Annotated in this window: 11 protein-coding genes and 1 CRISPR repeat array; of the genes, 5 read left to right on the top strand and 6 right to left on the bottom strand. The window is 41.4% G+C overall.

The window, feature by feature from the left end:
* The coding region (gene cas2 / locus AM228_RS15440) for a CRISPR-associated endonuclease Cas2 (protein WP_231636812.1) at positions 1-368 on the top strand (368 nt) is incomplete at its 5' end.
* Between the two features lie 331 nt (positions 369-699).
* Positions 700-11,698: direct repeats of the CRISPR family, unit length 37 nt; unit sequence GTTGCAACTATATTGAATCCCTATTAGGGATTGAAAC.
* A gap of 897 nt (positions 11,699-12,595) precedes the next feature.
* Here the strand turns inward: cas2 and hisH are convergent.
* Entirely contained in the window at positions 12,596-13,225 is a 630-nt protein-coding gene (gene hisH, locus AM228_RS15435; protein WP_054466993.1) for an imidazole glycerol phosphate synthase subunit HisH, read from the bottom strand.
* Positions 13,226-13,286: 61 nt separating this feature from the next.
* Here hisH and AM228_RS15430 point away from each other — a divergent pair, with 61 nt between their 5' ends.
* The 4 genes from AM228_RS15430 to ppk1 all read left to right on the top strand — a co-directional run bounded on the left by AM228_RS15430 (position 13,287) and on the right by ppk1 (position 19,600).
* On the top strand, positions 13,287-13,835 hold the full coding sequence (locus tag AM228_RS15430; protein ID WP_369817738.1) for a peptidase C15: 549 nt from the start codon (positions 13,287-13,289) through the stop codon (positions 13,833-13,835).
* 484 nt (positions 13,836-14,319) lie between these two features.
* On the top strand, positions 14,320-15,753 hold the full coding sequence (locus tag AM228_RS15425) for a circularly permuted type 2 ATP-grasp protein (protein WP_054466992.1): 1,434 nt from the start codon (positions 14,320-14,322) through the stop codon (positions 15,751-15,753).
* 380 nt (positions 15,754-16,133) lie between these two features.
* Complete coding sequence (locus AM228_RS15420; RefSeq protein ID WP_054466991.1) at positions 16,134-17,132, top strand: alpha-E domain-containing protein; 999 nt, start codon at positions 16,134-16,136, stop codon at positions 17,130-17,132.
* A 287-nt stretch (positions 17,133-17,419) separates the two neighbouring features.
* Complete coding sequence (gene ppk1 / locus AM228_RS15415) at positions 17,420-19,600, top strand: polyphosphate kinase 1 (protein ID WP_054466990.1); 2,181 nt, start codon at positions 17,420-17,422, stop codon at positions 19,598-19,600.
* Positions 19,601-19,850: 250 nt separating this feature from the next.
* On the opposite strand, the gene AM228_RS15410 is transcribed toward ppk1, so the two are convergent.
* From AM228_RS15410 to AM228_RS15390, 5 genes are all read right to left on the bottom strand, one after another.
* On the bottom strand, positions 19,851-21,551 hold the full coding sequence (locus tag AM228_RS15410; RefSeq protein WP_054466989.1) for a hypothetical protein: 1,701 nt from the start codon (positions 21,549-21,551) through the stop codon (positions 19,851-19,853).
* A gap of 98 nt (positions 21,552-21,649) precedes the next feature.
* The gene (locus AM228_RS15405) at positions 21,650-22,006 is read right to left on the bottom strand and encodes a multidrug efflux SMR transporter (protein ID WP_054466988.1); all 357 of its coding nucleotides are present in this window, start codon (positions 22,004-22,006) and stop codon (positions 21,650-21,652) included.
* Positions 22,007-22,069: 63 nt separating this feature from the next.
* The gene (locus AM228_RS15400) at positions 22,070-23,119 is read right to left on the bottom strand and encodes a glycosyltransferase family 2 protein (RefSeq protein ID WP_072160789.1); all 1,050 of its coding nucleotides are present in this window, start codon (positions 23,117-23,119) and stop codon (positions 22,070-22,072) included.
* 498 nt (positions 23,120-23,617) lie between these two features.
* Positions 23,618-23,815 carry a hypothetical protein gene (locus AM228_RS15395; RefSeq protein ID WP_156331817.1) on the bottom strand — a complete coding sequence of 66 codons (198 nt, stop codon included), beginning with the start codon at positions 23,813-23,815 and terminating at the stop codon, positions 23,618-23,620.
* Positions 23,816-24,106: 291 nt separating this feature from the next.
* Complete coding sequence (locus AM228_RS15390) at positions 24,107-26,197, bottom strand: NACHT domain-containing NTPase (protein WP_082348894.1); 2,091 nt, start codon at positions 26,195-26,197, stop codon at positions 24,107-24,109.
* Positions 26,198-26,559: the final 362 nt, after the last annotated feature.

Raw genomic sequence — 26,559 nt, 5'->3', positions numbered from 1 at the left:
TACAGATTCAACAACGAACAACGAACAAAAGAATCCCTACCCACGAACAACGAACAACAACCAACAACGAACAACCAACAACCAACAACCAACCGATGTATATAGTTGTTTCCTATGATATTTCTGATGATAAACGGCGCACCAAAATCCATAAAGTTCTCAGTTCTTATGGACAGTGGATGCAGTATAGTTTGTTTGAATGTTCTCTGAGTGAAACTGAATATGCGAAGTTACGGGCAAGATTGAGTAAGTTGATTAAGTCAGAGGAGGATAGTATCCGGTTTTATTTTCTTTGTGGCTGCTGCCAGGGTAAAATAGAACGAATTGGGGGCGAACAGCCAATGGATACGACGGTGTTTTTTGCCTGATTCCATGACCGGCGCCCTGGAGTGGCTGGCTAACCGGCTTTCCCGGAAGCTTCGGTTTGAGGATGAGATGAAGCGGTATTTTGCGCGGAGGGGTGGCTGTAAAATAAGCCCAGGGGATTTTTTCCTCTGAAGCCTTTACAGGGTGAAGGTTTGGGGCTTTAGGATTGGTGAACCGATTCGCGCAAATGCTAAAACTCTCTCCCCGCTTAGGTTTCCCCTGATTCGTGTTTGAGGCATATTGACAAGTTTTGGGGTTTTTATGGTATGATTAACTCGATTCGCGCAAATGAACCTGGAAAACTAAATAGATTAAGGGTTCCGAGCCCCGGCGGTTGCAACTATATTGAATCCCTATTAGGGATTGAAACACCTATTGTGGTAGCGGGCTAGTCAAGGTGACTTTAGAGTTGCAACTATATTGAATCCCTATTAGGGATTGAAACTGATCATCTCTAACGTGGGGAGGTGGCATAATGACTACGTTGCAACTATATTGAATCCCTATTAGGGATTGAAACTTATCTAGAATTGATCGAGGTTTCGATTGGGTCTTGGGTTGCAACTATATTGAATCCCTATTAGGGATTGAAACCCCATTGAGAGGACAGATTCTAGGGGGGTGGGTGCGAGTTGCAACTATATTGAATCCCTATTAGGGATTGAAACTTCTTTGGTGTCGCCTATACAGGGCTAGATTAGGCTAGGTTGCAACTATATTGAATCCCTATTAGGGATTGAAACTCGCAAGGCTTCTCACGTCGTTGCAGTGAAGCTCGATGTTGCAACTATATTGAATCCCTATTAGGGATTGAAACTGACTAATGACATTGTAATGATATCCGCTTTATAATATGTTGCAACTATATTGAATCCCTATTAGGGATTGAAACCAGAGGGTAGGTTCATCGGTTCACGGGTTCCGGTAAAAGTTGCAACTATATTGAATCCCTATTAGGGATTGAAACCCTGAGAGCGATCGCAGCCCATCTTTCATCTCTAGGCATTGCCACAAAGGTTGCAACTATATTGAATCCCTATTAGGGATTGAAACCCCCTGATAGCCCTTGGGATACTCCGGTGAACATCTGTTGCAACTATATTGAATCCCTATTAGGGATTGAAACAGTGAAGTAGTTAGCGTAGGAATTCAGCATTTTGTTTGTTGCAACTATATTGAATCCCTATTAGGGATTGAAACTATGAAACTTTATTTATTGCTGACGCCATCATGCCGGAGTTGCAACTATATTGAATCCCTATTAGGGATTGAAACGGGTGTATAAAATATACAACTCCATTTGTATCCAGTTGCAACTATATTGAATCCCTATTAGGGATTGAAACAAATCTGGAAAATCCAGTTGCGGATTCACCGGATTGTTGCAACTATATTGAATCCCTATTAGGGATTGAAACGAATTCTTCAAAGTGACTTAGTTCGTGAAAAATAGTTGCAACTATATTGAATCCCTATTAGGGATTGAAACGCGACCGGATAACTCGATCGCACTCCTGGATCTAAAGTTGCAACTATATTGAATCCCTATTAGGGATTGAAACATTATGCCACCTCCCCAAATTCAGAGATGATTAAGCGTTGCAACTATATTGAATCCCTATTAGGGATTGAAACATTTAATTTTGGCAACCTCATTTCGTAAAATAGATAGTTGCAACTATATTGAATCCCTATTAGGGATTGAAACGTTGTGGGCTGGTTTGGCGGAAACCCCAATAACGGGTGTTGCAACTATATTGAATCCCTATTAGGGATTGAAACAGCGATCGCCTGTGCTTTTTGCAGCGCAGGGACGAGTGTTGCAACTATATTGAATCCCTATTAGGGATTGAAACTTTTACTGGGACTTTAATTTTGTACCCACAGAGAGAGTTGCAACTATATTGAATCCCTATTAGGGATTGAAACGACAAGATACTGCTGCCGGAATAACGAAAAAATCATCAGTTGCAACTATATTGAATCCCTATTAGGGATTGAAACTACATCTACTCTTGATAATGTATAAATATTGTCGATAGTTGCAACTATATTGAATCCCTATTAGGGATTGAAACTAGGTTTATTGTTGGTGAAAGAAAATCTCTTTCTCGGTTGCAACTATATTGAATCCCTATTAGGGATTGAAACGAGATTATCGGTTACGATTCCGATTTCTATATAAGTTGCAACTATATTGAATCCCTATTAGGGATTGAAACAAGAATATATTCTGATTGCTGACGAGGCGCACTATGGTTGCAACTATATTGAATCCCTATTAGGGATTGAAACAACAAATTCGAGAACACCGCTGGTGGGATTAGAATGTTGCAACTATATTGAATCCCTATTAGGGATTGAAACATTTAAAAGAGGAAACAATGGCAATTGAGTGTTGGTGCAGTTGCAACTATATTGAATCCCTATTAGGGATTGAAACGATTTGAGGTGCATACAACACTAAATCCTTTTTCGTTGCAACTATATTGAATCCCTATTAGGGATTGAAACTGGAGCGTTCACACCAAATGGTGGCGACGAAAAGTTGCAACTATATTGAATCCCTATTAGGGATTGAAACGCCTGCGATCGCTCTTAAAATCAATCTTTTTCGGGATTGTTGCAACTATATTGAATCCCTATTAGGGATTGAAACACAACGAACTCCCATCAGGGAGGTATTTCATGTGAGTTGCAACTATATTGAATCCCTATTAGGGATTGAAACAAAACTTTTTCAATTAAAACTTGTTTTTCTTCAAGTTGCAACTATATTGAATCCCTATTAGGGATTGAAACAGAAGATGAGTTTTGCAACATCATTAAACTGAAGGTTGCAACTATATTGAATCCCTATTAGGGATTGAAACAAATTGATGAGAATCCAATAAGCCAGCAAGCTTAAGGGCGTTGCAACTATATTGAATCCCTATTAGGGATTGAAACTTACAGAAGTTGCTAGAGAATATCTAGCAACTCCGTTGCAACTATATTGAATCCCTATTAGGGATTGAAACTTTTCTGTGAAGACTGCAAACATTGGGAAGCACGGTTGCAACTATATTGAATCCCTATTAGGGATTGAAACGAGATAGGTCTGCAATGAATCGAGCGATCGGTGCCCTGAAAGTTGCAACTATATTGAATCCCTATTAGGGATTGAAACGATGTTTTTGTGGTGTTTATGAAAAAAAAGAAACTTAAGTTGCAACTATATTGAATCCCTATTAGGGATTGAAACTGCGATCATCGATTCGCAGCGGCAGGCCAGCGGCGGTTGCAACTATATTGAATCCCTATTAGGGATTGAAACTCAGTCCTTTCCCGATGATTTCGTGCTACCAAAGAAGTTGCAACTATATTGAATCCCTATTAGGGATTGAAACTGCGATCATCGATTCGCAGCGGCAGGCCAGCGGCGGGTTGCAACTATATTGAATCCCTATTAGGGATTGAAACCTAAGATTTTTAAAATATTTATCAATGGAAGGCTGTAAGTTGCAACTATATTGAATCCCTATTAGGGATTGAAACGCGCCATTTACCCAAGCCGAACCTCCAACACCATAAGGTTGCAACTATATTGAATCCCTATTAGGGATTGAAACCTGGATGTCTGTCGGCCGACTTCCACGCATAATCATCGGTTGCAACTATATTGAATCCCTATTAGGGATTGAAACAGGCAAGTCCGCCGGAAGCTGTGCAAGCTATACCCGTTGCAACTATATTGAATCCCTATTAGGGATTGAAACAAAAATCGCCACCAGTTCTGAGTCTGGTTCCTGAAATGTTGCAACTATATTGAATCCCTATTAGGGATTGAAACCCTTTTGTCGGTAGTGTTGTCGGCGGGACAAATGATAGTTGCAACTATATTGAATCCCTATTAGGGATTGAAACAAAAAGAGCTATCAAGAGTATTCAAACTTTTGATTTTGTTGCAACTATATTGAATCCCTATTAGGGATTGAAACTCAATAGCTAATTCGATAGATTTCTCGTAGCAATGGGGTTGCAACTATATTGAATCCCTATTAGGGATTGAAACAAGTTTTCTATTGGAGTTGAACCAGTTGGATCACGTTGCAACTATATTGAATCCCTATTAGGGATTGAAACGATCGCTGGTTTCGGGCGGCCCTGGAGAGAGCCGGTCGTTGCAACTATATTGAATCCCTATTAGGGATTGAAACAAATGGAGTGGGAATACAATATCACCATAATACGAAGGTTGCAACTATATTGAATCCCTATTAGGGATTGAAACTGCGGTCCGTACTGGGTCTTTCGCTGGAGCCGACCGAAGTTGCAACTATATTGAATCCCTATTAGGGATTGAAACTTCCTGGATTCTTTTTGGCAGCGGGCGATTTTATCTGTTGCAACTATATTGAATCCCTATTAGGGATTGAAACATCCCAATCAAAATCAGAAAAGCTGGGAAATTCTTGTTGCAACTATATTGAATCCCTATTAGGGATTGAAACCGATCGCTCCGGGAAGTACCCACCCATCACCTACTGTTGCAACTATATTGAATCCCTATTAGGGATTGAAACCAAAGGGGTTGGTGGTGCTTGAGTTGCCGTATAACGTTGCAACTATATTGAATCCCTATTAGGGATTGAAACAAATCTGTGTTTAGCGCTTGCGATCGCCTTTATGCAGGTTGCAACTATATTGAATCCCTATTAGGGATTGAAACTCTGTGTTGGCTCATCAGCCGGGGCTGTCTGGATTGGGTTGCAACTATATTGAATCCCTATTAGGGATTGAAACCGATCGCTGAATGAGAATGGTCTATAGCTGCATATTCTGTTGCAACTATATTGAATCCCTATTAGGGATTGAAACATCTGGCAACTCAACCACGACCAAACAATTTGGGGTTGCAACTATATTGAATCCCTATTAGGGATTGAAACTGGGATGAAAGGGCTGGGGAAAAGATACCCAGATTTGTTGCAACTATATTGAATCCCTATTAGGGATTGAAACTGATTCGGTGCTACTACACCCAGGGCGATATCGCCGTGTTGCAACTATATTGAATCCCTATTAGGGATTGAAACGTTTTCATCCTTAAATCCAAACATTTGAAATACATTGTTGCAACTATATTGAATCCCTATTAGGGATTGAAACGTGAATCCAATCAACCCTGCTGAACCTGGAAAGCGGTTGCAACTATATTGAATCCCTATTAGGGATTGAAACCTGGCGACAACGATGGGAACCTCTACCTAGGAGCAAGTTGCAACTATATTGAATCCCTATTAGGGATTGAAACCGAAAGTCAAAGTCGTCTATATTTTTGAGAATATTGTTGCAACTATATTGAATCCCTATTAGGGATTGAAACCTGGTGGCTAGACGACGCTGATAAACCGGGAGATATAGTTGCAACTATATTGAATCCCTATTAGGGATTGAAACTTTTTTCTAGAAACAGTTCATAATCTTTGATCGTTGCAACTATATTGAATCCCTATTAGGGATTGAAACTCACCGCTAGGTAATTGCGTTTCAGGAGTGATTGGGTCGTTGCAACTATATTGAATCCCTATTAGGGATTGAAACACTATCTTCATATTTAATGACGCCATCTGCATTGTTGCAACTATATTGAATCCCTATTAGGGATTGAAACTTCGCTCATCTGTCACTTGCACAATTGCGTGAAATTGTTGCAACTATATTGAATCCCTATTAGGGATTGAAACAATAAATTTATTGGCTCATTTTTATCAGCAAGCTTTGTTGCAACTATATTGAATCCCTATTAGGGATTGAAACATAATGTTAGGAGCGGGTGAATTATCAACGATCGCGGTTGCAACTATATTGAATCCCTATTAGGGATTGAAACAGCTTCACTAAATGTGTATTGAGAAATTAACTGCTCTGTTGCAACTATATTGAATCCCTATTAGGGATTGAAACGAAGTTTCACCTTGTAGGGTACTGCAACCGTTAAGTTGTTGCAACTATATTGAATCCCTATTAGGGATTGAAACCAGTTCTTCAATTGCCCCTTGAACGGTGACGGCGCTCGTTGCAACTATATTGAATCCCTATTAGGGATTGAAACCCCAGCAAAAAAAACCATGCCTCGCCACCCGGAAGCGCCGTTGCAACTATATTGAATCCCTATTAGGGATTGAAACGGGGCAGTGCGATCGCTTTCGGAAAAAGTGCGAGAAAAGTTGCAACTATATTGAATCCCTATTAGGGATTGAAACTTGAAATGCAGGATCTTGTTGGATCAATGCTCCAATTTTGTTGCAACTATATTGAATCCCTATTAGGGATTGAAACACTTTTATTGCTGCTTTGTATTGGCCTCACCAGTTTAAAAAACAAGTTGCAACTATATTGAATCCCTATTAGGGATTGAAACACTTTTATTGCACGTTTGCAACCGACGCCGCTCGGAAGTTGCAACTATATTGAATCCCTATTAGGGATTGAAACTCAATCTTTTGGAAGTTTGGCCGCAGGAACTCCCGCAGGTTGCAACTATATTGAATCCCTATTAGGGATTGAAACGCAGAATTAGAAGAACGCCTAAATAAAAAATTAGGTGGTTGCAACTATATTGAATCCCTATTAGGGATTGAAACCAGTACGAGGATCTAGCTAAAGTTATTAATGCTTTTGGCGTTGCAACTATATTGAATCCCTATTAGGGATTGAAACCCTGAAGTGATTTCTGATGTTGATAATCAAAAGTTAGCTGTTGCAACTATATTGAATCCCTATTAGGGATTGAAACGGTAGGCCAATAGAATATACAATGGTGCATTCCTTGAGTTGCAACTATATTGAATCCCTATTAGGGATTGAAACGGGCACGGGCAAACTCTCCGCTCAATGAGTATGAGTTGCAACTATATTGAATCCCTATTAGGGATTGAAACTCTATCAAATCGACGATGACTACGGCGGCTCAATCAGTTGCAACTATATTGAATCCCTATTAGGGATTGAAACCGGGTTCGGGTTCGGGTTCGGGCTCCTGGCATTCCGGGGGTTGCAACTATATTGAATCCCTATTAGGGATTGAAACGAGACTTTCACCAAGCTTCGCAAAGCTAAACCAGCGGGTTGCAACTATATTGAATCCCTATTAGGGATTGAAACCTAAATGAATTAGGCTGCTTGCCAATTACGACCCCAGAGTTGCAACTATATTGAATCCCTATTAGGGATTGAAACAACCTTGCAACGTAGATGTATCAACCAAATTGCATAGGTTGCAACTATATTGAATCCCTATTAGGGATTGAAACCACGCTTCGCCGCTGCCCCACCCTTCGATCGCTTGTTGCAACTATATTGAATCCCTATTAGGGATTGAAACTTACCCGTGGATCGAATCGATCTCGCCCCAGTGGGGTTGCAACTATATTGAATCCCTATTAGGGATTGAAACAATTCGCCGCATTGTTTCCAGCGCCTTATTCTCGATGTTGCAACTATATTGAATCCCTATTAGGGATTGAAACGACGCCTTTACTAGCGATCGCAAAGCCAAACCAGCGGTAAGCGCGGTTGCAACTATATTGAATCCCTATTAGGGATTGAAACAGGTATTTTGCAATTTTCCCATCAGGAAACTCAACCGGGTTGCAACTATATTGAATCCCTATTAGGGATTGAAACAAGTACAATAAGGTATTATTCCCAGATACGGCAAAAGTTGCAACTATATTGAATCCCTATTAGGGATTGAAACGAAGCAATGGGATTGATTATGGCCCTATTGGATGTAAGGGTTGCAACTATATTGAATCCCTATTAGGGATTGAAACAATGCAGCACAGAAAGCCGCGCTCAATAATTTTTAGTTGCAACTATATTGAATCCCTATTAGGGATTGAAACAGAATCAGCGGGAATCTCAGCGGGAATCTCAGCATAGTTGCAACTATATTGAATCCCTATTAGGGATTGAAACTTAAGGCATCTAATACGCCAAGTATGCGGGGAGTTGGTTGCAACTATATTGAATCCCTATTAGGGATTGAAACTCAAAATCATTTCCTAGTTGCGTTTGCTTGACAAAAAGTTGCAACTATATTGAATCCCTATTAGGGATTGAAACCAACCAAATGAACAACAGGATTTTTGCGATTACCTAGTTGCAACTATATTGAATCCCTATTAGGGATTGAAACGCTGGCGTCTTTTGGGCTGACCACGCCAAACTTATTGGTTGCAACTATATTGAATCCCTATTAGGGATTGAAACAAATTGCCCATGCTAGATTGACAATTTGACTGACAAAGTTGCAACTATATTGAATCCCTATTAGGGATTGAAACCGATTCTGGTATTTTTTCCAGGGCATCGGCTAATGCTGTTGCAACTATATTGAATCCCTATTAGGGATTGAAACTAGCACTAGCAAAAGTTTTAGGACTTAGGGAGAATGAGTTGCAACTATATAGAATCCCTATCAGGGATTGAAACCGCTTGTTATCGGGCAGGGGACGACACCTTTTATTGGGTTGCAACTATATAGAATCCCTATCAGGGATTGAAACATGGGAAAAAGACGATTCGGCCCGTGCGTTCTGACGTTGCAACTATATAGAATCCCTATCAGGGATTGAAACGATTTTCACCTACTGGAAGGAAGCTTGTAAGCGCATTGTTGCAACTATATAGAATCCCTATCAGGGATTGAAACGGAACCGGGCGATCGCATTCCCAAATAGGGGAAATTGTTGCAACTATATAGAATCCCTATCAGGGATTGAAACAAAAAATACGCACAGGAAATTTACAAATGGCGACAAAAGTTGCAACTATATAGAATCCCTATCAGGGATTGAAACCCTAGCTCGGTACAGGTGCAAGGCACATCTCCCTGTTGCAACTATATAGAATCCCTATCAGGGATTGAAACTAATCTGTTTGATTTTTCCCGTGGCCAAATCAATTTCCGTTGCAACTATATAGAATCCCTATCAGGGATTGAAACTTTTTTGACTTGTGACGAATCGGGTGACGGGTCCGTGAGTTGCAACTATATAGAATCCCTATCAGGGATTGAAACACGAAGAGTTTCTTGATTGGTTCTCGGAAGAAAGTGGTTGCAACTATATAGAATCCCTATCAGGGATTGAAACGAATCGCTGGTAAGCCTGGGAAAAGTTTCTGAATACTTGGTTGCAACTATATAGAATCCCTATCAGGGATTGAAACATGGCCTCGGCTCTTTTGCCGTAGTGGGCTAACTGTTGCAACTATATAGAATCCCTATCAGGGATTGAAACGGAAACATAAATAGTTTGTGCTGGATTAGATCGAGTTGCAACTATATAGAATCCCTATCAGGGATTGAAACTTTTAAAATCTGAAAAAAAACCAGCCAGCCATTACAGTTGCAACTATATAGAATCCCTATCAGGGATTGAAACCAAAAGCGCCTGCCACAAGTATTCACATAGCTTGGCAGGTTGCAACTATATAGAATCCCTATCAGGGATTGAAACAGTCTCATCCCAGATTTCGGCTCGTCCGTGGCGGTTAGTTGCAACTATATAGAATCCCTATCAGGGATTGAAACTACTTGGGCGTTTTTAGATAGGTCAAAAGCAGAAAAAGTTGCAACTATATAGAATCCCTATCAGGGATTGAAACAGATGCAGTGTCCCTAGCGCTAACCGGATGGAGAGTTGCAACTATATAGAATCCCTATCAGGGATTGAAACGAGTCTTCCGGTTTGATTTGCTTGATTTTTCCCGGTTGCAACTATATAGAATCCCTATCAGGGATTGAAACACCGAATTCTTTCGATTCAAGAACGGAAGCAAGGGGTTGCAACTATATAGAATCCCTATCAGGGATTGAAACTTAATCGCTGTATCAAGAGCATCGTTAACTTGATAGTTGCAACTATATAGAATCCCTATCAGGGATTGAAACAGCATTAAGCAGGGAATATTAGGGAAAATCAATTGTTGCAACTATATAGAATCCCTATCAGGGATTGAAACCACACTGAAATGAAAAAGCCATTACTTTTCTACTGTGTTGCAACTATATAGAATCCCTATCAGGGATTGAAACTTTGAAACACAGCCCGAACAATCCTGACAATAACAGTTGCAACTATATAGAATCCCTATCAGGGATTGAAACATTTTCCGAGGGCTGAAACTCCGAGAAAAACTGCTGTTGCAACTATATAGAATCCCTATCAGGGATTGAAACGCAAAGGTGCGGCGAAAGCTATGCCAAGAATACCCGTTGCAACTATATAGAATCCCTATCAGGGATTGAAACGAATTTGCTGAAAGCGGGTGTGTAGCCATGCGGACGTTGCAACTATATAGAATCCCTATCAGGGATTGAAACTTTTTCAAAGAAAAAATCTAAAGGTAGGGGGGGTTGTTGCAACTATATAGAATCCCTATCAGGGATTGAAACAAATTTAGCCTTAAATTTACACAATGCTTTTAGCTTAAGCACTGGTTGCAACTATATAGAATCCCTATCAGGGATTAAAACAATTCGCACCGATACCGCTGCTTTTTGCCAATAAATTGTTGCAACTATATAGAATCCCTATCAGGGATTGAAACGATTTTCGACGACTCTCTGGCATCAATTATGAGTGAATGTTGCAACTATATAGAATCCCTATCAGGGATTGAAACTTATCTAGATATGTGTAGGATATGTCCCCCACGAACTGTTGCAACTATATAGAATCCCTATCAGGGATTGAAACTTCAGCAAATCGAAAGTCACCGAGTAAAAAATTACGAGTTGCAACTATATAGAATCCCTATCAGGGATTGAAACAGGTAATACTAAATTACTGCAATCATCTGGCTTGGTTGCAACTATATAGAATCCCTATCAGGGATTGAAACATAAATTCATCTCCTCCTTTGGAACAAATTTGGATGTTGCAACTATATAGAATCCCTATCAGGGATTGAAACTTTAATTCTTCTCAGATTAAATTTCAGTTTGACGAGTTGCAACTATATAGAATCCCTATCAGGGATTGAAACGCCAACCTTGACTTTACTTAAAAACGGGGTGAATTGTTGCAACTATATAGAATCCCTATCAGGGATTGAAACAATTACAAAATGACTCAAGCAAAAGCTTTGGCCAGGTTGCAACTATATAGAATCCCTATCAGGGATTGAAACCGCGATTGAAGAAGACTACACCTTAAATTAATGAAAGTTGCAACTATATAGAATCCCTATCAGGGATTGAAACGATGATTTCTTGATCAGCGTCCGAGCGGTCAAACTCTGGTTGCAACTATATAGAATCCCTATCAGGGATTGAAACAACGATCGCACTTATTTGGGCGCTACGTCCGATCGCCCAAGTAAACCTTAAAATTGTAGCTTTTTAAAATTGGTCAAATAGTCGGTTTTAACCGCCTGTAGGGGTCAACGGCCGTTGACCCCTACAGGGATTTTAATCCCCGCCGAATTTTAATCCCCGCCGGATTTTAATCATCGCCGAATTTTAATCATCGCCGAATTTTAATCCCCGCAATCGTCGGTTAATTGCGGGGGTACATAAACCGCCAGAGGTTAAAACCTCCGGCTAATAGCGCAAGTCGGTTAAAACCGACTCTGGATTATTTGGAAATTGGTAATAGTATTTACAAAACATTATGCAATTTTGGCGCTACATATCACCGTCTAAATAAACATTAGAATTGTAGCAATAGGTTGTAAAATTGGTATTAAATGACTAATTTTTTTTTAGGTTTATCCGCAAATTTCTGCCTAAATGAACCCATTTTAGTAATTCCCATACTCCCTTTCATTTGATTCAACTCAACACTAATTACATCAACAGAAGTGGGCGTATATTTGACCTTTGCCACTTGTTACCCTTGCTTAAACTTTTGGCGACGTTGTTTTTGTTTTATTGCCCAATCATCATACTTATAAAGACAAGTTGAAGCAGTCAGCCAGACCACCACAAAATGCTTGAGCAAAATCTGGTTTTCTGACAGAAAACGACCTAATTCATGCCCCGCAGTATTTATATTGTAGTATTTCTATTGTAGGGTGGGCAAAAGTAAACCATCGTATATGGTATAGTGGATAAATTTTTTTGCTTTTTTGCCCACCATCCGAATGTTAATTATTTATATTGTAGGGTGGGCATACACCATCGTATATGGTATAGTAGGTAAAATTTTTTGCCCACCCTACTATTAGATTACCTCTAACTTTTGCGGTGCAGAAAATCCACAAAGTTATCTAACATTTTTAACCCAGCAGTAGAAGATTTTTCCGGGTGAAATTGTACCGCCATGAGGTTATTTTTCCCGATCGCAGCAGTGACATTTTGACTCCCATGAGTCACTGTAGCAGCTTTCACCGATGCATCTATGGGATCGACATAATAAGAGTGAACAAAATAAACCCAAGGATTAGCGGGTAAATTGCCCCACAATGGCAGATCCGGTTGAGCCAATTCTAACTGATTCCAACCCATGTGAGGAATAGTTAATCCCGGTTCGCTTTTAAACCGACGTACCATCCCCGGAATTACCCCTAAACCCGGTTCTTTCCCCTCCTCACTGCCATCAAAAAGAATTTGCAGCCCTAAACAAATGCCGAGAAATGGTTTCCCAGAAGCGATCGCATCTTTCACCGGCAACTCCAAATCCCGCGATCGCAAATGTTGCATTGCCGGGTCAAAAGAACCCACTCCGGGCAGCAACACCGCATCAGCAGCCAAAATTTCTGCGGGTGAATCGGTAATTATTGGGGTTGCCCCCGCATTTTCCAAACCTTTGCACACCGAGTGCAAATTCCCCATATCATAGTCTACGATGGCAATCACAGCCATTGCCCTGTTTTCCTTACGATACCGCGATCGCTATTGTAATTCTTAATCGCCCAAATTTTCTATGACTGGCAAAATTATCACTCATATCACTAGCAAAATCTTACTCACTTCCTTTGATACCTGGATGCCCCATCAAAAATCCAATGCCTCCGATGACTTATTAGTAAAAATTTCTCAAGGGGATTTTTTCGGGGATTCATTGATTCTGTTAAGAAAATTACCCGTAGACCCCGAAGCAGCCCCAAAAGAGGCGATCGCCAAAATCAACCAAGTCCAACCCCATGCAGTGATTTGCGCGGGTATGGCAGAAACTCGGCAAAAATTAACCGTTGAATCTCAAGCTTTATCCGGAAAAAATTGCCGCAAAACTTTAGTAAATTTGCCCCAATTAATCGCCAGTTTACCTAACACAGAAATCAGCCATGACGCGGGTAAATTTGTCTGTGAAGCGCTGTACTATGCGGTTTTAAACTATCTGCAAACCCAGGCAAAATCGCCCATTCCTTGTATCTTTGTTCATGTACCCTTATTGCACCCAGAAAATATCGAAGCGATCGCTGCTGATTTTCGGGCGATCGTCCAGAGGCTGGCCGCCAAACCCCCGGTATAACCGAAAATCCTCAGCGATCGGCGATCGGACCATACCCCTACCTGAGCCAAAGTGTAAAGATTTTGGAAGATTCTGAAAAATCTTAACTCAGAAACAGCATTTTTAGGCCACCATTGCTGAGAAATAAGAGCGATCGGAGAATATACTTAATCAACACAGTTAATCAACATACTGAATAGACAATTCTGGCTTTCCCTGGCGAAAAAGCCCTCCTTAAAAAAGGGAGGTTGGGGGAATCGATCCGCGATCGAAGCCAGAATTGTCTATTGTTAAAAAAATTATTATAAATTTTCTCACCGGCTGTATCCACCGCTACAGTTAAAGAAACGGAAAAAACTCTATACCCAATTCAGAGTCTAGAGTCGGCTACTGACCGAGAAGCCTAAAAGGGTGTCAATTCCCAGAAATCTGTGATTTCAGTGAAGCAGCCACCGCATTAACCACACAGTAGCCAATAGTCGTTAAAAAATCGGGTAGCTAAACCGTGCAATTTAATACTTACGATCCAGGGGATTTTTACGATGAACTGTTCATCGAAAAGGGTAAACCCCGCCCAGAAGCCCAGTTATTGATTGCCAAAATCAACTCCTTACCGAGTGGAGAACTGGAACAGCGACAACAAGCAGCCCAAAATGCCCTGATGAAGCTAGGGGCAACCTTTAATGTCTACAGCGACAACCAAGGAACCGAACGGATATTTCCGTTTGATATTATTCCCCGCATTGTCTCAGCTTTAGAGTGGCAATGGCTAGAAAAAGGACTCAAACAACGAATTGCGGCATTAAATTTATTTATTGGTGATATTTATGGGGAACAAAAAATTATTGCTGATGGGATAATTCCCGAATATGCGATCGCCTCTGCTACAGGATTTCTCAAACCTTGTATTGGATTAAAACCACCGGCAGATGTTTGGTGTCACATCACGGGGACAGATTTAGTCCGAGATAAACATGGTCATTGGTATGTTTTAGAAGATAATCTTCGCTGTCCGTCGGGGGTTTCTTATGTAATCGAAAATCGCCGGGTAATGAAATCTTGCTTTCCCGAATTATTTGGCAAAATGGGCATTAAACCCGTAGATGATTACCCCAGTCATCTCCTAGAAACTCTGCTAAACTTAGCCCCACCCCATTTAACCAATCCTAGAGTAGCGGTTCTCACCCCAGGAATTTATAATTCGGCCTATTTTGAGCACTCATTTTTAGCCCAACAAATGGGGGTAGAACTGGTCGAAGGTAGAGATTTAGTGGTGGTGGATGGCTACTTAAGAATGCGTACCACCAAAGGACTACAAAGAGTCGATGTAATTTATCGGCGAATTGATGATAACTTTATCGATCCTTTGGCATTTCGTCCCGATAGTTTACTGGGAGTTCCGGGGCTGATGGAAGTTTACCGCAATCGCCGAGTCGCGATCGCCAATGCGTTAGGAACTGGAGTCGCTGATGACAAAGGGATCTATACTTATGTACCGGATATTATTCGCTATTATCTTGATGAAGACCAAATAATCCCCAACGTGCCCACCTATCGGTGTTGGGAAGAAAAAGATCGCAACCATGTGTTAGGCAACTTAGATAAATTGGTAGTCAAAGCGGTGAATGAAGCGGGAGGATATGGGATGCTAGTCGGCCCTCATGCCACCCCAGAACAACGGGAAGACTTTGCGGGGCGGATCCAAGAAAATCCCCGGAATTATATTGCCCAACCCACCCTCTGTTTATCCAGAGTTCCTACCATAATCAAGGACGAATTTGCCGGATGCCATGTAGATTTACGTCCCTATATTCTCTATGGAAAAGAAATCTACGTACATCCGGGGGGCTTAACCCGTGTAGCTTTGAAAAAAGGTTCTTTAGTAGTCAATTCATCTCAAGGAGGTGGTTCAAAAGATACCTGGGTTTTGTTTGAATAGGCGGAGTAAATAATAGTCAGAAGAGAAAAGAGAGGGGAGCCGCCATCGAGCGGGGGAGCCGCCATCGAGCAGGGGTGCAGGGGTGCGGGGGTGCAGGGGGGATGAGGGGAGAGTGAATAGTGAAAGGGAGGATGCATAGGAAAGAGGATGCATAGGAAAGAGGATGCATAGGAAAGAGGAAAGATATTCTCTCCTCTCTTTTCTCTCCTCTCTTTTCTCTCTTGGCCATTCGCCCCCACGACTTTTAACTTTTCACTTCTCCTTTGCCCCTCCGCCCCTCCGCCCCTCTGCTCCTCTGCTCCTCTGCTCCTCTGCTCCTCTCTCCTTTCTCCTCTGACGGTTAACCTGAATAACTGAATAGTAAATTAGGAATAGTGCTTATGCTGAGTCGCGTTGCCGATTCAATCTACTGGCTAAACAGATATGTAGAACGGGCGGAAAATATTGCCCGGTTCGTGGGAACTAATTTAAACTTAATGTTGGATTCTCCCAGAGGAATTGAACAACAGTGGAAACCTTTAGTTTATACCACGGGAGATCAAGAACTTTTTGAGCAAGCCTACGGGGAAGGAAATGCCCAAAACGTGATTCAGTTTCTCACTTTTGATAGTAATTATCCCAATTCTATTTTATCTTGTTTGCAAATAGCGCGAGAAAATGCTCGTTCCGTGCGGGAAATTATTTCTTCAGAAATGTGGGAACAAATTAATGCTTTTTATTGGATGGTGAAGACTGCGGCTCCGGACCAATCCCTTTCTGGGTTGCAAGATTTTTTCACGGAGGTAAAACTCGCTTCTCATCTATTTGCGGGCGTGATGGATGCCACCATGAGTCATAATGAAGGCTGGCATTTTGGTCAAATTGGCCGGTTATTAGAACGGGCTGATAAAACCAGTCGAATTTTAGATGTGAAGTATTATATTTTGTTGCCTTCGGTGAAGCACGTCGGGACAATTTTGGATCAATTACAGTGGATTTCTTTGTTGCGATCGGCAAGTGCTTATGAAATGTATCGGAAACGGAGTCAACATCGGATTACCCCGGATGGAGTGGCGGAATTTTTAATTTTAGATCGCGAATTTCCTCGGTCAATTCAGTTTTGTCTGTTGCAAGCAGAGCGATCGCTGCATCAAATTACCGGCACCCCTCATGGCACCTGGCAAAATCCCGTGGAAAGGACATTAGGCCGGTTGCGGTCTGAATTAGGGTATATTACCATTGATGAAATTATGCATATTGGTCTGCATGAATTTCTCAATGATTTACAAGAAAAAATGAATGAAATTGGCGACAATATCTTTGATAATTTCTTTGCGATTAAACCCATAGAAAAAACATCCATGACCAGTAATCAAAGTGCGATCGCTGCCAGTCTGTAGGCATCTATAGGCAGGCGGGGGCAAATTTGCATCTAGGCAAAATCATGGGGGAAAATGTTTCTGGACAATTCCCCCATGATTTTGGCTGGGATCATATCAGAACCCAGATAGATGGGATGTAGTACCGATAAATAATCAGCGGATGACTTGGCAGACCAGTCTCAAGAAGGGGGTTTCCTGAACAGTTTAGAACGTCACAAAAATTCACAAATAATTTGGATTTGTAGGAGCAACAAATTTGGTAATCTAAGCACATTAACGGAATAAGACACCCATCAAAAAATATTATGGCCAAAACCAAAACAGTAGATCCCACGGCCAGCGAGATTAACCTCAAAGATCCGCAGTATTATATTAATCGCGAGTTAAGCTGGTTAGAGTTTAACTACCGGGTTTTACATGAAGCCTTGGATGCTCGGACACTCCTACTGGAGCGACTGAAGTTTTTATCGATCTTCAGCACCAACCTGGATGAATTCTTTATGGTTCGGGTTGCCGCTTTAAAACAACAGGTAGAAGCCAAGGTTGCCCGGTTAACCCCTGATGGACGGACACCGGAAGAACAACTGAATGCGATTAGCGATCGCCTGCACCCAATGGTAGTCGAGCAGCATCGTCACTTTCAACAGCAAATCCGACCCCTATTAGTCGCCAACCAAATTCATATCCTCGACTACATCGATCTCAACCAAGAACAAAGGCTCTATATGCAGAGCTACTTTGAAGAGCAAATCTTTCCCGTGCTCACTCCTTTAGCCGTCGATCCGGGTCATCCGTTCCCCTATATTTCCAATCTCAGCTTAAACTTAGCGGTACTGGTTAAAGATCCAGAAACCGAGGAGGAATTTTTTGCTCGCGTCAAAGTCCCCAAAGTCTTACCCAGATTTATTTCCTTGCCTCCAGACCCGATTAAACCTTCTCAGACCCCCGTCACCGCAGCAACACCGCCAACCATCTACCAATTTGTCCCCCTGGAACAAGTCATCGCTCATAACTTAGAGTTTTTATTTCCCGGAATGAATATTCAGGAATATCATTTATTCCGAATTACGCGGGATGCGGATTTAGAACTGCAAGAGATCGAAGCCGATGACTTGTTATTAGCGATTGAAAAAGAACTGCGGAAACGACGGTTTGGGGGTTCCGTGGTCCGCCTGGAAATACCCGTGGACTTGCCGCCCAGCATTCGGGGAATGCTCATGCACGAACTCGACGTTGAAGAGTCGGATGTTTATGAAGTGCAAGGATTACTGAATTTAGGGGACTTAATGAGTTTCATGGGATTGCCCAAACCAGAACTCAAAGATCGACCCTGGAACCCGGTCGTTCCCCCGCGTTTGCGTCGTCTCCATGATTTACCCGTAGACCAAGTAGACCTGGATGTAGAGGAAGGGGAAGATTTATTTGCCTTAATTCGCCAAAAAGATATATTGCTGCACCATCCTTATTATTCATTTAGCGCCTCGGTGCAACGTTTTATTACTCAAGCGGCCCATGACCCTGGAGTGTTGGCGATTAAGATGACACTGTATCGGACTTCGGGAGATTCGCCGATTATTAATGCTTTAATTACGGCGGCAGAAAATGGCAAGCAGGTGGCGGCATTGGTGGAACTGAAAGCCCGATTTGATGAAGAAAATAATATTCAGTGGGCACGAAAGTTAGAAAAAGCCGGAGTTCATGTGGTTTATGGTTTGGTGGGGTTAAAAACTCACACGAAAATTGCGATGGTCGTCCGACGGGAACAGGATCGCATTCGGCGTTATGTTCATATTGGTACGGGGAATTATAATCCTAAGACCGCCAGACTTTATACAGATTTGGGTTTGCTATCTTGTCGGGATGAACTTGGTGCAGATTTGACCGATTTGTTTAATTTTTTGACGGGATATTCTCGGCAGCGGTCTTATCGGAAATTATTGGTAGCCCCGGTGAATATCCGCGATCGCATGGAAGCTTTAATTGACCGGGAAACGGAACACGCGAAAAATGGTTATCATAGCCGAATAGTGGTCAAGATGAATGCGTTGGTAGATCCAAAAATTATCCTCAAACTTTATCAAGCTTCTCAAGCGGGAGTGCAAATTGATTTGCTAATCCGAGGGATTTGCTGTTTGCGTCCTGGAGTCCCCGGACTGAGTGAAAGTATTCGAGTGGTGAGCATTGTGGGTCGTTATTTAGAACATTCTCGCATTTTTTATTTCCACAATCGCGGTGAGGAAGAGTTATTTATTGGATCGGCGGATTGGATGCCGCGAAATCTTAACCGTCGGGTCGAGGCAATTACGCCTGTAGAAGATCCAGATTTAATGAAAGATTTGCAAGAAATTTTGGGGATTATGCTGTCAGATAATCGCCAAGCTTGGGATTTACAAGCTGATGGCACTTATGTGCAGCGATCGCCCATGAAAGATACTTTTGGTGAATGTAGCAGCCAGAATATTTTAATGGAAATGGCCGCTCAATAAATTAGTTGTTGGTTGGTTGTTGGTTGTTGGGTAGGGATTCTTTGGTTATTTGTTGTTAGTTGTTAGTTGTTAGTTATTTGTTCTTGGTTGGTTGTTATTGGTTGTTTGAAGCAAACAACCAACAATAAATCACTAATAACTAACAACCAACAACAACTAACAACAAATAACCAATAATAAATAATAAATAATCACTAACAACTAACAACCAACAAAAAACAACTAACAACTAATAACTAATACCCTGAATTCAGGAAGGTTTTACCGTTAGAGAAAATTGTCCCGAAAGTTCAAAAGCTTTGGCTTTCATGGTATCAAAAGCCCAAGCTTTGATAGTCCATTGTCCTGGGGGCAATTTTGACACGGGAAAGTCGCCGTCCCAACCCCAAAGCCAAGAAGATGGGCGATCGCGAAACAAATCCGTCACATCCTCTCGTGGGGTCGCTCGTTGGACGCGATGAAACACTTGGGCGGGAGTTTGCCCTCCTTGATAACTCAGTAAAATTGCATCAGCCGGTTCTCTTCGTTGAGGGAGTCTAGCCCAACCATGAATATGGTAAACCGTCTCCGAAATCGGGGAAAGTTCATCGAAGTAGCCGATGGTTTCTGGGGTTGAATTCACCTCCGCAAAGCTTTCAACTTCAGCAGTTTCTAACGGAGGAGGATGAAGATAACCCAAGCGATTAATGTTGACGATTAAATGGCGTAAAGATTCTAGGTCAGGATAGACGAAAGTTGTTAAACATTCCGCATCTTCTAGCACGGGACTCAGTACCGCACAAGCTTGTCCCTGAAGCTTGCTAAAACGGTGGGACTGGAGTTGAGTAAAGGCATTTTGGCTAGTAGAAATATGCAAAATTAGCCCGACACCAATCAAGCCCCCAATCATTCCTTTAATTATGCGAGAATATCGCTGACTGAGACGAAATTCTTGTAGCAGGATTCCGATCAGAAAAATTAGAGAAATATATAACCATACAGAAAAGGTCGTGTAGCGAGAGGAGAAAGCCTGCTGTGCCCCAAATCCGACTCGTCCGAAGGTGGTAATTAACCCACTGGCAATGCTATATCCTCCTAATAAAATCCAGCCTTTGGTTTGGGGCAATATTTTGTCATCTCGTAAAGCTCGATAGCCAATCATCCCCACACAAAACAACCATAATACTAAAATAACTTCTCCGGCAATCATGGCTTGATCCTTGTCAAAACCTCCTAATATACTGCCGAAGAAAATTCTAAAATAAAGAATTGCCGTCGCGGGGTTTTCTACGGCTACCGAAAACGCGGGATGTCCCCCAGGTTTTACATAATCATGGAAATAAATCCATAAATTTGTCCCCATCAAAAGCAGCCAGAATAGCAACCAAGGCAGGCGTTTTTTTAAATCAGCAATAGTCAATTTTTCATCAATGATTAAAGCGGGCATGACTACAACCCAACTGAGCATTCCATTGGCGAAAGAAAATGTACTAATAATACAAAGAATTCCCCCGACTATCACTTTTACCGCCAACGGTAACTTTTGTTGAAATAGACCTAAGCAAAGCACAAAAGCGGCTAGGGACAAGAATACACAAATCTGAATTCCCCAAAGATAGTTTTCATATTGCACCAGGGAAAACAGCAATATGCTTGATAAAATCAAACAAATATTCCGGATATGACTGTTTTTTAATGTCTGTTTGGCGAGGAAATATAAGGTGGTTAAACTGACTGTATTTAAAAAACAGTTTACCATTAATTCAACCTTGATATTCCAGTTCGTTAAACTGGCCATGCCCACAAAAATCAGCCGAGGAAATAACTTCCGACTTTCATTATGTTGCGAGAGCCAATCTGACCAGGTAATCGGTTGATTTTCGTAAACTTTGTTGGCAAATAATAATCCTGGAGTTGCCCACTGATCCCAATAGGGAAAGTTTAACCCATAACTCAGACAGATGCACACCATGAATATTAGCGGGGCTAATATAAGACACCAGAAAATAAAATTGTAAAAATTTTTTTTCATCATTCAGAAATCATTCATTTCGGGTATTGGGTAATAATTTACTGGCGAGAAACAATAATAATGCCGGTTAAAATTAAGGCGACTCCAGACCATTGACTTAAAGAGAGTCTTTCATTAAAAATCAGGCTACTAAAAATAGCGAGTAAACAAAAACCTAAACCAGCTAACACTGGATAAGCTGCGGAGACGGGGAGTTTTTCTAAGGCTTTGGTAAACAAAATGACATTGATGCCGAAAAATAATGCTCCCATGATAAACCAAGGAGAAAAAATTAGAGAAAATATCCCCGAATCAGCCAGGGCAACCCGCCGAGATTGTTTTAAGAGTAGATTGCCGATGCAAGTATTAATTCCCGCAATAAACACATAAAACCAAGCACTGAATTGTAGATTCATTGTTTTGAGTTAAAATGTAAAATACATGATGGCACATATCCCATGAGATTCCTCATAATTCACTCAATAAATTTCATCGATATGGGGTATTTTTCCCTGGGGAGATGACGGTAACTCAGTGGATGATTGAGTCAAGTGATATTTTTTTTCGTTCTGGTCATCGGGGGGGGTTGCTTCCACTGTTTTATATAGTTCAAATCCTATTGCTTCTGCTACAATGTAATAAGGACGTTGTTTTACTTCCTCATAGATGCGCCCGATATATTCCCCAATGATTCCTAGAGATAAAAGTTGCACTCCTCCCAGGAAAAAAATGCTGGTCAAGCCAAAAGGCCAATCGAAAAATTGTAGTCCCAAAATAAATTTTACGACTAAACCAATCATGGCGATCGCCAAAGCGGTGAGCGAAATCAGAATGCCCAAATAGGTGACAAACCGTAAAGGCAATGTGGAAAAAGAAAAAATCCCATCAAAGGCTAATTTAAATAGCTTGCGAATGGAGACTCGTGGTTGACCATGATACCGTGGCCCCCGTTCTACTACTACCCCAATTTGGTGAAACCCGGTATAAGCACGTAAACCACTCAAATATTTATTGCGTTCCGGCATTTGTCTTAAGGCTTGAATTACTCGGCGATCGAGTAGGGAAAAAATCCCCGCATCACGAGGCAAGTTGATGTCTGATAGGGTAGTTTGCAGATAGTAAAACGTCTTAAATGCAAGGCGTTTTAGCCAGGGTTCTTTGCGTTTTTTGCGGAGGGCATAAACTACGTCGTAACCCTGTTTCCACAGATCGATAAAAGTGAGAATTGCGTCTGGATCGTCTTGTAAATCACCATCCATTAATATCACCGCATCTCCTTGGGCATAATCAATTCCAGCGGTAATGGCTGGCTGATGGCCAAAATTCCGAGATAAGCTTAAAAATTTTACATTTTGGTGCTGTTGACTGAGTTGGGTTAACATTGAGCGAGAAGCATCGGTGCTGCCATCATTGACAAAAATAATTTCCCAATCATCCTTGATTGCCTGAAACACTCCCAGCAGACGTTTCCAAAGCTCAGAGATTGTTTCTTGTTCATTAAAAATTGGAATTACAACGGAGTATTTCATTTTTAATCTTGTTTAATCATATAAATTAAATCTGGTTAAATATCTTTTTTAAGATTTTTTACCTCTTGAGCCAGTTGCCAAAAACTTAGGTTCGCCGTCACGCGATCGCGGACGAATTGCCTATTTTTATGATTTAGTGACTCAGTATAGCCCTGGGATAACCCGTTGTCAATCTCAGTCTAAGCCAAGATTTTTAGCGGTTAATCTGCATCCAAATCCAATAATTATCCGGGGCGTATCCGGGAGGGCGGTATTCTTGATCGATGGTTGATCTAATGGGAAATTCTCTAATTTTGTAGTCTGTTAGATGCTTCAGGGGACAGGAGGTGAGAACTGGGCGATCGCTCTCTCAGAGATGATCCCAAACGGCGATCGATTGATTTTTCCTGGTCTTGGGTGAGCAAGGGTCAACGGTGGTTGTAGGAGTCAATGTTGACCCCTACAAGTTAGATCGGGTTGGGTATGACTCCCTCTGGAGGGCCTCTGGATCACCTAGTTTTAGTCGGGAAAGGTGCGCTTGAACTCCATAATCAGATCGTCTAATTCTTCGATCGCCTGATTTACGTCAATTCTTAAGGTTCCTAGGTTGGGTCTTTCCAATAACTTGAGCAAATATTCGCGCTTCCCTTCAATTTCGGTCATTTTTGCTTGTAATTTTTCCGCTTCCATTGTTTGCATCCTTGTTGAATTTGCCATCACACGAGATTTTTTGGGGTGTCAAGGGCGTTAATTGCGATCGCACTCGCCCTGACTTAATGAATCTTAACATCTCGGTCGGATTCAGGGGAAGGTTATTGGTCAGGAGAGGGTGGAGAGGAAATAGTGGAGAGGAAATAGTGGAGAGGAAAGAGTATGGTTATGCTTGTTCTAGGCATCTCTTTTCTAGGCATCTCTTTTCTAGGCATCTCTTCGAGCGTTGGTCATAGAAACAAGATTAATCAAGAACTAATAACCAACAACCAAGAATCAACAACTAATAACCAACAACTAATCAAAATGATTCTGCAAATGCTGAGTAAAAAGCGGGTGGATGAAGCGGTAGTGACCGCGAATTTTTTGCAGAAATAAGCGTTCGGTTAAAAAATCCAGAAATCTGGCGTAATTCCAGGGAATCCGACCATTGCGAGCGAGATTCCAGTGGATATACAGGGGTTTCAGGCAAGGAAACGCAGCATAAATACTAGGAATTAAGCCTAAAAGTGGGGCGATCGCGATGGTAAAAATGAGTAAATATAATCCATACAATAAGCCACCAATTTGACCTTCTGCTTGAGCAATTATCAGCCAATTTAGCCGAATACTTAACAGTCCCAATCCAAATAAAATAATGGTATTTATGGCGGAAAATAAATGATATCTTGGGGGAATAATTTTACCAAGAAAAATTTTATTTTTTATTGATAATAAAAATAATAGCATGAACAGCCAGGTAGTTCCCAGAATAACTATTCCTGGAATTAGGCTAATTTTTTTAGTATAAAAGTAAATATATAACCCACATAAGCCGATAGGCAGTATTAAATTTATAGTTAAATAAATTAGTTCAATGTTCGGCTGAAATAAGGGTTTAGGCAGACTGTCCAAGGAAAATTCTATCTGTTGTTTTGGCGAAGTCTGCATCACTAAGCTTTTTAACCAAGTTTTGGTACGATCGGGAGTAGGTTCTTTCCCAGGGGGATAGGATTGGCTAGGAGTTTGACGGCTTAGTTGTCTGCGAATATAAGCATTAAATAAATAGTCAATGCGATCGGATTTGGCGGTGATGCGTTTCCAAGAGTGAATTAAAATTTCTTCATTGGCTAAGACCATTAAATTTAAAAACAAAGGATTTTTAGCTAGGGCTAATAAATGATGATTGTCTTTAATATTTTCCCAAAATTCTCGACTTCGAGATGCTAATAAATAGTTTTTAATTTGGGCTATATCGATGTTTTTTAAGCCAATGGCGGCAGATAATTTTAGTCTGTTTCGAGTTTTTTTGTAGCAATCCAGGCGAGTAGAAACCAGGAAAGATGGCGATCGCCCATTGGATAATGTTAATTGATTCAGGGCAGCAACACAGGTTTCTTGATCTGAGGGTTTGAGTTCATCCAATCCATCGAGCAGCAGAAAGAGTTGACCGTTTTTTAACCAAAGTTCGCTTAAATTAAAGCTCACACCATATTTAGTCTGAAGTTGCTCACAAACCCAGGTAGTCAATGGTTGACTAGATGGCCAAGTGGGTAAATCTAATAAAACGGGGATTGGCACTTGGGGATTCTCAAGAGCGCGATCGCAAAAATCGGCGGCTAATTCTAATAATGTGGTGGTTTTTCCTGAACCGGACATCCCTAACAAAATCACTCGACCTAAGTGGTTCTGATTGGGGAAAGCATCGATAATTTTTTCAGTGGGACTGAGGGTGCGAGTAGGGTTTTGTCCAATTTTAATATCCACATTCCAAAGACGGGGGGTTTCTGTTTCCTGGTGTGGGTCAAACATTAAAGTATTGAATACAGCCCGGTGTAACGACTGTTGCGATCGCTCGGTAATTTCTTGACGAATGGCGCTGAGTAATTCATCCCGGCCAATCTGGGGGGTTTTTTGCCAAAATTGCCGCAATTTTGGCTCCATTACTCCAGGGAAAAATGCAGTTCCTAGGCTGAATAAAATCACACCAAGATATGCCGCAGTTAGGGCAAGATGATGGCCGCGATCGCCATGATTCATGGCGATCGCGGCCATCATCACTATTCCCAGGCAAGATGTGAAGGCGATCGAGAACCCGCGACGGATCGGCAACCGATCCAGTGGTTCCGGGACAAAAATCCCCTGATAGTTGGCGATCCATTTGCGGAACCGTGGAGTTAGGAAGAAATATAATAAGCCTGAAACTAAGGTGAATAGCGAGAAAATTATGCCACTATGAGCAGGATGTAGGGTCAATTGGGCGATCGGCAGCGAAAATAAACCCTTCACGAATAAGATAGACACAGAAAAGGAAGCCTGATTAACGTTAAGCATGAGGATACAAGGGGCAAAGATGTCTTGAGGATTGCTCCAATGATTAATGTACAGTGTTGCGGCGATTCCGTTCATCAGTGATCGAAAACATTCTCTCTCTTGAAGATGTGGCGTATTTACCCAAAGGACATAAGTCAACTAACCTTAGAAACCTGGTTTCTGGGGTTTCAAGGGTTTCCTTGACTTCATCTTTCGTCACAATCGTTAACCCAAGCTACATAAAACTTAATTTATATTAATCACCATTTCGGTATATAATGAGTTAGTATAGCAGGGTGGGTAATTCATCCGGCGGAAGTTGGGCATTGCTTAGGCATTGTTTATACCACTAGCAAAATGCTTTGGTCGCTTCTGCGCGATAGCGAAGCTATCGCGCAGAAGCGAATCGCCTCCATCACCCAAGGGTTGTTTTGCATTAAGTTGTTTTGCATTAAGTT

Origin of the sequence: Planktothricoides sp. SR001, assembly GCF_001276715.1 — a bacterium.
Lineage (GTDB): Bacteria > Cyanobacteriota > Cyanobacteriia > Cyanobacteriales > Laspinemataceae > Planktothricoides > Planktothricoides raciborskii.
Note: the sequence above shows the minus strand (reverse complement) of the source record. Positions and strands in the feature narration are given on the sequence as shown.